Origin of the sequence: Paenarthrobacter sp. 22069 (assembly GCF_052046035.1) — a bacterium.
GTDB lineage: Bacteria > Actinomycetota > Actinomycetes > Actinomycetales > Micrococcaceae > Arthrobacter.
The window spans coordinates 75,387-82,900 of sequence record NZ_JBQEQF010000022.1 but is presented as its reverse complement, the minus strand read 5'-3'; the positions used below and the strand labels follow the sequence as shown (position 1 = coordinate 82,900).

General features: G+C 66.2%; 7 protein-coding genes and 1 pseudogene. 5 read left to right on the top strand and 3 right to left on the bottom strand.

Annotated elements, in window-relative coordinates; all coding sequences use genetic code 11:
• Window positions 1–49 precede the first annotated feature (49 nt).
• Window positions 50–947, top strand: a protein-coding gene (locus ACTJK0_RS17325) for an IS5 family transposase (protein WP_440744999.1) whose coding sequence is annotated in 2 segments (ribosomal slippage) — window positions 50–400 and window positions 402–947 — 897 coding nt in all. Because the reading frame shifts where the segments join, the coding sequence is not laid out codon by codon here.
• A 31-nt stretch (window positions 948–978) separates the two neighbouring features.
• Here ACTJK0_RS17325 and pyrE read toward each other — a convergent pair.
• Together pyrE and ACTJK0_RS17315 are read right to left on the bottom strand one after the other, a co-directional pair.
• Window positions 979–1,563: an orotate phosphoribosyltransferase gene (gene pyrE / locus ACTJK0_RS17320; RefSeq protein WP_440746033.1), complete on the bottom strand. Its 585-nt coding sequence runs from the start codon at window positions 1,561–1,563 to the stop codon at window positions 979–981.
• A gap of 48 nt (window positions 1,564–1,611) precedes the next feature.
• Window positions 1,612–2,859: pseudogene (locus ACTJK0_RS17315) on the bottom strand (FAD-dependent oxidoreductase); the annotation flags it as partial.
• Window positions 2,860–2,934: 75 nt separating this feature from the next.
• Between ACTJK0_RS17315 and nadE the strand changes: the two are divergent.
• Window positions 2,935–3,789, top strand: coding sequence for an ammonia-dependent NAD(+) synthetase (gene nadE, locus ACTJK0_RS17310; RefSeq protein WP_440746030.1), 855 nt, complete (start codon window positions 2,935–2,937; stop codon window positions 3,787–3,789).
• Between the two features lie 30 nt (window positions 3,790–3,819).
• On the opposite strand, the gene ACTJK0_RS17305 is transcribed toward nadE, so the two are convergent.
• Window positions 3,820–4,617 (bottom strand): IclR family transcriptional regulator, encoded by a 798-nt coding sequence (locus tag ACTJK0_RS17305; RefSeq protein WP_440746029.1) that lies wholly within the window; start codon window positions 4,615–4,617, stop codon window positions 3,820–3,822.
• A gap of 163 nt (window positions 4,618–4,780) precedes the next feature.
• Between ACTJK0_RS17305 and ACTJK0_RS17300 the strand changes: the two genes are divergently transcribed.
• The 3 genes from ACTJK0_RS17300 to ACTJK0_RS17290 are packed head-to-tail and all read left to right on the top strand — an operon-like array spanning window position 4,781 to window position 7,387.
• Entirely contained in the window at window positions 4,781–5,497 is a 717-nt protein-coding gene (locus ACTJK0_RS17300) for a CoA transferase subunit A (RefSeq protein WP_440746028.1), read from the top strand.
• Window positions 5,498–5,525: 28 nt separating this feature from the next.
• Window positions 5,526–6,197 carry a CoA transferase subunit B gene (locus ACTJK0_RS17295; RefSeq protein ID WP_440746027.1) on the top strand — a complete coding sequence of 224 codons (672 nt, stop codon included), beginning with the start codon at window positions 5,526–5,528 and terminating at the stop codon, window positions 6,195–6,197.
• On the top strand, window positions 6,194–7,387 hold the full coding sequence (locus ACTJK0_RS17290) for an acetyl-CoA acetyltransferase (RefSeq protein WP_440746026.1): 1,194 nt from the start codon (window positions 6,194–6,196) through the stop codon (window positions 7,385–7,387). The genes ACTJK0_RS17295 and ACTJK0_RS17290 overlap by 4 nt, the downstream gene beginning before the upstream one ends.
• Window positions 7,388–7,514 lie beyond the last annotated feature (127 nt).

The following is a 7,514-nucleotide window of genomic DNA, read 5'->3' as shown; positions in this document are numbered from 1 at the left end:
TAGGGCGTGTCTCCTAAACCCGGGTTGGTTAAGCCGGGATGCTTGATGAGTGTCTCGTACTTCTGTTTTGACTGATGGGCAGTGGGCCCGCATCCAGCCGTTGCTACCGTCCTCTGATGGTCGTCGGGGCCGTCCTTTTCGGGACGACCGCCGGGTGGTCGAGGGCATCATTTACCGGTATCGGTGCGGAATCGCGTGGCGGGATGTGCCTGGCGAGTTCGGTCCGTGGCAGACGATTTGGAAGCGTCACCGCCGCTATAGCGGTGACGGAACTTGGGACAGCATTCTGGCGGCTTTGCTGACGGTTGCGGACTCTCAGGGTGAAGTGGACTGGTCGGTCTCGGTCGATTCGACGGTGAACCGTGCCCACCAGCACGGCACGAACCTTCCCCGCACCACAGGGGGCCGGCTCGAATTACATGAATCTGTGTGCTGAACCGGACGACCATGCCATTGGCCGGTCGCGCGGCGGGCTGAGTACCAAGATCCACGCCCTGGTTGATGGCAAAGGCAGGCCCCTAGTTCTGCTGGTCGCGCCGGGACAGGGCGGCGATGCGCCGATGTTCGCCCACCTGATGAACCAGTTGAAGGTCAACCGGGCCGGTCCGGGCAGGCCACGTACCCGCCCGGACCGGGTTCGTGGAGACAAGGCCTACTCATCGAGGGCCATCCGAACCCAGCTCCGGGATCGAGGCATCGTCGCTGTCATCCCGCAACCATCCGACCAGATCGGCCACCGCAAGCGACGAGGATCCACCGGAGGCAGGCCTCCGGCCTTCGACAAAGAGGACTACAAAGGCCGGAACGTCGTCGAACGGAACTTCAACATCTTCAAGCAATGGCGTGCCCTGGCGACCCGCTACGACAAACTCGCCCTGACCTACCGCGGCGGAGCCGTTCTCCGGGCAATCAGCATCTGGCTGACAGCTTTAGGAGACACGCCCTAGCCGCCGGCGCCGGACCAGGAAGCGGCCTGGATCAGGAGAGTCCCAGTTCGTTCTTGCCGAATGCGAAGAGGTAGGGGACGCCTGTCTCGGCTTCGATTTTTTCCTTTGCGCCGGTGTCGCGGTCAACAATCACGGCCACGGCCACCACATTGCCGCCGGCCTTGCGAACGCCTTCCACAGCCGTCAACGCCGAACCGCCCGTGGTGGACGTGTCCTCCAGGACCAGCACCTTGCGGCCTTCGACCGAGGGTCCTTCCACTTGGCGGCCCATGCCGTAGGACTTTTGGGCTTTCCTTACCACGAACGCGTCGACGGTCCGGCCTGCATCTGCGGCGGCGTGCATCACGGCTGTGCCTACGGGGTCGGCTCCCATGGTGAGGCCGCCGGCGCACTCAAAGTCGATCCCGGCGTCGTCCGCCAGCGCCAGCATGACCTGGCCCACCAGCTTGGACGCCTCGTGGTGCAGCGTAATGCGGCGAAGGTCGATGTAGTAATCGGCCTCGGCCCCGCTGGAGAGGATTACCTTGCCGCGGACCACGGCGAGTTCCTTGATCAGTTCGAGCAGTCGGGCGCGGGCAGCTGCGGTGTCGGCGGCAGTCTGGGTGGGCGAAGTCATGGGCTCAAGTTTAGTGGGTGGGTGGACGGTCAACGGGCGGGCAAACCCTGGTGCATGCTCAGGACGGGGTCCGATGGCAATGATCCGCGGCAGGAGACGCTTGACCACAGGATTGTGGCGCAGGATGAAGAACGCCACCCGCGGGAGGGGAAACCGGCGGCGGTCAGTGCCCGCGAGTATCCCACCGGACAGTTTCCCGGCGAAGAGCGGGACGAAGACCGCCCGGTGCAGGATCCGCTGCACGGTCTGGACCAGCACCGTTGGCAGGTGTCGGCGGCGCTGGATCGCCGCCAGGGTCCTGGTCCGCACGTATCCCCGGCGCAGGTCAGGGACCAGCCGTTCCGCGGCTGCCACGGCGTCCTGGATGGCGAGATTGATCCCCACCCCGCCGGCCGGTGACATCGCGTGCGCGGCATCTCCGATGCACAGGAACCCGTCGACGTACCAGCGCCGCAGGCGGTTGAGTTTGACGTCCAGCCAATGCAGGTCGTCAAGGCTGCGGATGGCATCAACACGGTCGGCCAGGTCGGGGCGCAGCGCCGCCACGCGCTGCCGGAACCACTCAACGCCGTTGCGCCGGATCGCGGCGTCCGAACCTTTAGCGGCGAGGTAGCCCATCTGGTAGTAGTCACTGCGGTTGAGGGCAATCATGGCGTCCCGGTCACCCAGCGACGGCACGACGCCGGCCACCTCGGCCTGCTCGCACGGCCGGCGCGGGAGTTTGAACCACCAGGTGTCGAAGGGAACCGGGTACTCTGTTGCGCGCATCCCGGCCGCCTGGCGCAGCACCGAATGCCTGCCGTCCGCGGCCACCACGACGTCGGCGTGGAGCACTTGTTCACCTTCCGCGCCCGCGCCCCGGAAGCGCACCCCGGTGACCCGTCCGCCGTCGGACTCCAGGCCGGTGGCTTCAGCCTCCTTCAGCAGCGTAAAGGCCGGTTCTGCTGCAGCAGCCGAGGCGAGGAAATCCAGGAAGTCCCACTGCGGCATCATGGCCACGTAGTTATAAGGCGGCCTCAGGGTATCGAAGGCCGCCAGGGTGACCATGCCGGCGCCGGGGACCGGGACGGCGACGTTCGTGAGCCGGCTCTGCGGCAGGCTGCGGAAACCGGGACCCAGGCCAAGTTCATCGATCAGCCGCACCGTGGACGCGTGCACCGTGTCGCCGCGGAAATCCCGCAAGAAGTCGCGGTGCTTTTCCAGGACCGTCACGCGAACCCCGCCACGCGCCAGCAGCAGGCCCAGCATCATCCCCGCCGGTCCGCCGCCTACTACGGCACACCCCGTCCGTTCCATGCCATTACGCTACGCCCGGCATGTCCCGGCCGGAACAGTTGAGTGCTGTTGACACTGCTGGCTAGGCTGGTTGACATGCGCGAACTCCAGGCCAAGATCATTGAAGAAATGGGCGTGCAGCCCCGGATCGACCCCGCAGGGGAGGTGCGCAAACGCGTCACGTTCCTCAAGGAATACCTGAAGGCAACCCAGACCAAGGGCTTTGTCCTGGGCATCTCCGGCGGCTTGGATTCATCCCTGGCCGGCAAGCTTGCCCAACTGGCGGTGGAGGAGCTTGAGGCCGAAGGCGTGGAGGCCAACTTCGTGGCCGTCCGGTTGCCCTACGGCGTCCAGCACGACGAGGAGGACGCCCAGGCCGCACTGGATTTCATCAAGGCCAAGACGGAGTGGACGTTCAACATTTCGGCCGCCGTGGACGGCTTTGAGGACGAGTTCGAAAAGACAGTGGGCACGGAGATCTCCGACTTCCACAAGGGCAACACCAAGGCCCGCACCCGCATGATCGCCCAGTACGCCCTCGCCGGTGAGCACAACTATCTCGTCGTCGGCACTGACCACGGCGCCGAATCAGTGACCGGCTTCTTCACCAAGTACGGCGACGGCGGAGCCGACATCCTCCCCCTGTTCGGCCTCAACAAGCGGCAGAACCGCGCCCTGCTGGCCGAGCTCGGCGCCCCGGCGCGCGTCTGGGAGAAGGTTCCCACGGCGGACCTGCTGGACGACCGCCCGGGCCGCACCGATGAGGACGAACTGGGCGTCAGCTACGACCAGATCGACGATTACCTCGAAGGCCGGAATGTTCCGGACGCCGTTGCCGAGTCGATCGAACAAAAGTACCTCCGGACCCGCCACAAGCGCACAGTGCCGGTGACCATCTTCGACACCTGGTGGAAGACCCAGGGACCCGAAGAGCCGCGCGCCGGACTCTAGGGAACCTCCGGCCGCTGGGGTTCACCACCATCAGCGCGTCCGCCGCCGGCCGTCGCCGCCTCCGCCCAGCTGCTGCGTGATCCGGTGGGCCTCCGCCATGAGCAGGCCGCCCAGCTCCTCCTGCCGTTCCGGCTTGAAGCGCGGTTCGATGCCCGTCAATGACAGGGCCCAGGCGGGCTTCCCGGTGCGGTCGAACACGGCTGCCCCCATCCCCCAGCTTCCCTCAAGGACCAGCCCGGGATTCACGGAATAGCCCGCCAGGCGGGTCCGGCCAAGGTTGGCCCGCACCAGTTCGGGAGTGTGGTTTGTGGCAAAGGAACCCGCGTGTTCACTCCAGCAGGCCAGCAACTCCTCCTGCTCGTTTTTCGGCAGGAAGGCAAGGATGGCTGTCCCGGCGGAGGCCACCCCCAGCGGAAACCGGACGCCCTCATGGAGCACGAAGGACCGGACGGGGAAGCTGCCCTCCTCACGCAGCAGGCACACCGTTTCGGCGCCCCTCCGAATAGAGAAGAAGGCACTCTCACCGGTGGCCTGGGCCAGCCGGCGGAGGCTGGGCCGCGCGATGTCCTCCATGGGGAACCGGGCCGACGCGACCGACCCCATCAGCAGGACTTCAGGACCCAGCACCCAATTGCCTGTCACAGGATCCTGGTCCAACAACCCTTCGGCGGCCAGGGAGGCCAGGAGCCGGTGGACGGTGGGACGGGTGAGGCCGGATTCGCGGACCAGCAGCTGGAGCGGCATGCCCTCGGCACTCCTGCCCACCAAACGGAGCAGCCCCGCAATACGTGTGACCACCTGGGCGCCCTGAACCGGCGTCGTCGCCATAAACCCTCCGAATGTCCATAATATGGATGCTTCTTACCTCAGTGTCCATACTATAAGTTACTACTCGCCCTTCCTTGACACCCCTTGCAAGGCGACCGTAGTCTCCAAACTTAGATCCAAGCGTCCACAAAGTGGACGACTCCGCGCTCAATGAGGAGACGACATGACGAAACTCCAGGCTTCTGCCGCCGCCGCCCTGGACGCGGCCCTGCACGATGGCATCACCCTGGCGGTGGGCGGGTTCGGTTTGAGCGGCATACCGGCCGACCTGATTGAGGCCGTCCGTGATTCCGGGGTGAAGGACCTGACAGTGGTCTCCAACAACATGGGCATTGACGGCAAGGGTCTTGGCATCCTGATCGAGGCCGGCCAGGTCCGCAAGGTCATCGCCTCCTACGTGGGCGAGAACAAGCTGTTCGCCGAGCAATACCTCGCCGGCCGACTGGAGGTCGAGTTTACGCCGCAGGGTACCCTGGCTGAGCGGCTCCGCGCCGGCGGTGCCGGCATTCCCGCCTTCTACACCAAGACCGGCGTGGGGACCCTGGTTGCCGAAGGCAAGCCGCACGAGGTGTTCGACGGCGAAACGTACGTCCAGGAGCGCGCCATCCGGGCCGACGTCGCACTTGTCCACGCGCACACCGCGGACACGGATGGAAACCTCATCTACCGCTACACAGCCCGGAACTTCAACCCTGTCGTGGCCACGGCCGGCATCCTGACTATCGCGGAGGCGGAAGTCATCGTCGAGCCCGGCCACCTGGACCCAAACCACATCGTCACCCCGGGCGTCTTCGTCCAGCGGCTGGTCCGGGCCACGGACCGGGCGAAGGACATTGAGCAGCGGACCGTGCGCCAGCGCGCCGGACTCGTCTCCGCCTGACCGCAACCACTTTTAAAGGAGGAACCCCATGGGATGGACCAGGGATGAAATGGCTGCGATCGCGGCCGGGGAACTGAACGACGGCGACTACGTGAACCTGGGGATCGGCATCCCCACACTCGTGGCCAACAACCTGCCCGAAGGCGTGCGGGTGGTCCTGCAGAGCGAGAACGGCCTGCTGGGCATGGGACCGTTCCCGTACGAGGGCGAGGAGGACGCGGACCTCATCAATGCCGGCAAGCAGACCGTCACGGTCCTGCCCGGCGGCAGCATCTTCGACTCCGCCACCTCGTTCGGCATGATCCGGGGCGGCCATGTGAAGGTCGCCATCCTGGGCGCCATGCAGGTCTCCGGCAACGGCGACCTGGCCAACTGGACCATCCCGGGCAAGATGGTCAAGGGAATGGGCGGGGCCATGGACCTGGTGGCCGGAACCCCGCGCGTGGTCGTCCTCACCGAGCACAACGCCAAGGACGGCACGGCCAAGATCGTCCACGAATGCACCCTCCCGCTGACCGGGCTCAGCTGCGTGGACAGGATCATCAGCGACCTCGCCGTCTTCGACCTCTACAAGACGGACGACGGCGGGCGGCAGCTCACGCTGACCCGTCTGGCTCCGGGGGTCACCGAGGAAGAGATCCGTGAAAAGACCGACGCCGGCTTCGAGGTCCGGCTCGAGAACAAGGAAGTGGCGGCATGAGCCTGAAGGAACAGTTTGGCAAGGATGTCCTGATCACGGGCTGGGGGCACAGCAGGTTTGGCAAGCTCACAGACGACACCCTGGAATCCCTGATTGTACAGGTGGCCACGGACGCGATCCGCACCGCCGGCATCGAGCCCGGCCAGGTCGACGAAATCTACGTGGGCCAGTTCAACTCCGGCATGATGCCCCTGGCCTTCCCCTCCTCCCTGGCGCTCCAGGTCTCCCCCGGCCTGGCCAACGTCCCGTCAACACGGGTGGAGAACGCGTGCGCCTCCGGCTCGGCCGCTTTCCAGCAGGGCACCAAATCCCTGCTGGCCGGCACCGCCAAGACTGTCCTGGTCATCGGCGCCGAGAAGATGACCCACGCCGGAGCGGACGTAGTGGGCGCCGGGCTGCTGGGGGCCGATTACGACATGGCCGGCAAGCACTCCACCACCGGCTTCACTGGACTCTTCGCCGAGGTGGCCAAGCACTACGCCAAGCGCTACGACGCCGCGGGCACCCTGGGCGACGTCCTCGGCAGCATCGCAGCGAAGAACCACCGCAACGGCGTGGACAACCCTTACGCGCAGCTCCGCAAGGACCTCGGCGAGGAGTTCTGCCGCACCGTCTCGGACAAGAACCCGATGGTGGCCGACCCCCTGCGCCGCACCGACTGCTCCCCTGTCTCCGACGGTGCTGCCGCCGTCGTACTGTCCACCTCCCCCACCGGCGGGACCGCCTCCCCCGTGAGGCTCACCGGCTTTGGCCAGGCCAATGACTTCTTCCCCGCCGCACGCCGCGATCCCACCGCCTTCGAAGCCACCCGTGTCTCGTGGCAGCGCGCCCTGGCGATGGCCGGCGTCGGCCTTGAAGACCTCGACCTCGCCGAAGTCCACGACTGCTTCACCATCGCCGAACTGGTCATGTACGAGGCCATGGGCCTGACCGAACCCGGCCAGGGCGCCCGCGCCCTCACGGAAGGCTGGGTGTACAAGGACGGAAAGCTGCCCGTGAACGTCTCCGGCGGCCTCAAGTCCAAGGGCCACCCAGTTGGCGCCACCGGCGTCTCGCAGCACGTCCTGGCCGCCATGCAGCTCACGGGCACCGCCGGCGACATGCAGCTGGCCGCCCCACGCCGCGCAGCGGTGCAGAACATGGGCGGCGTAGGCATCGCCAACTACGTCAGTATCCTCGAAGCCGTCTGAGCTGAAAGGCCGCTGAATTTCCCCGGCTTTGAAGTCCGACGGCGGCGCGTNCGCCGCCGTCGTCATTTGGCAAAGGCGGGGGAATTCGGCGGTTCGGCAACCCGACAGGACTGGCAGTGCAACCGGC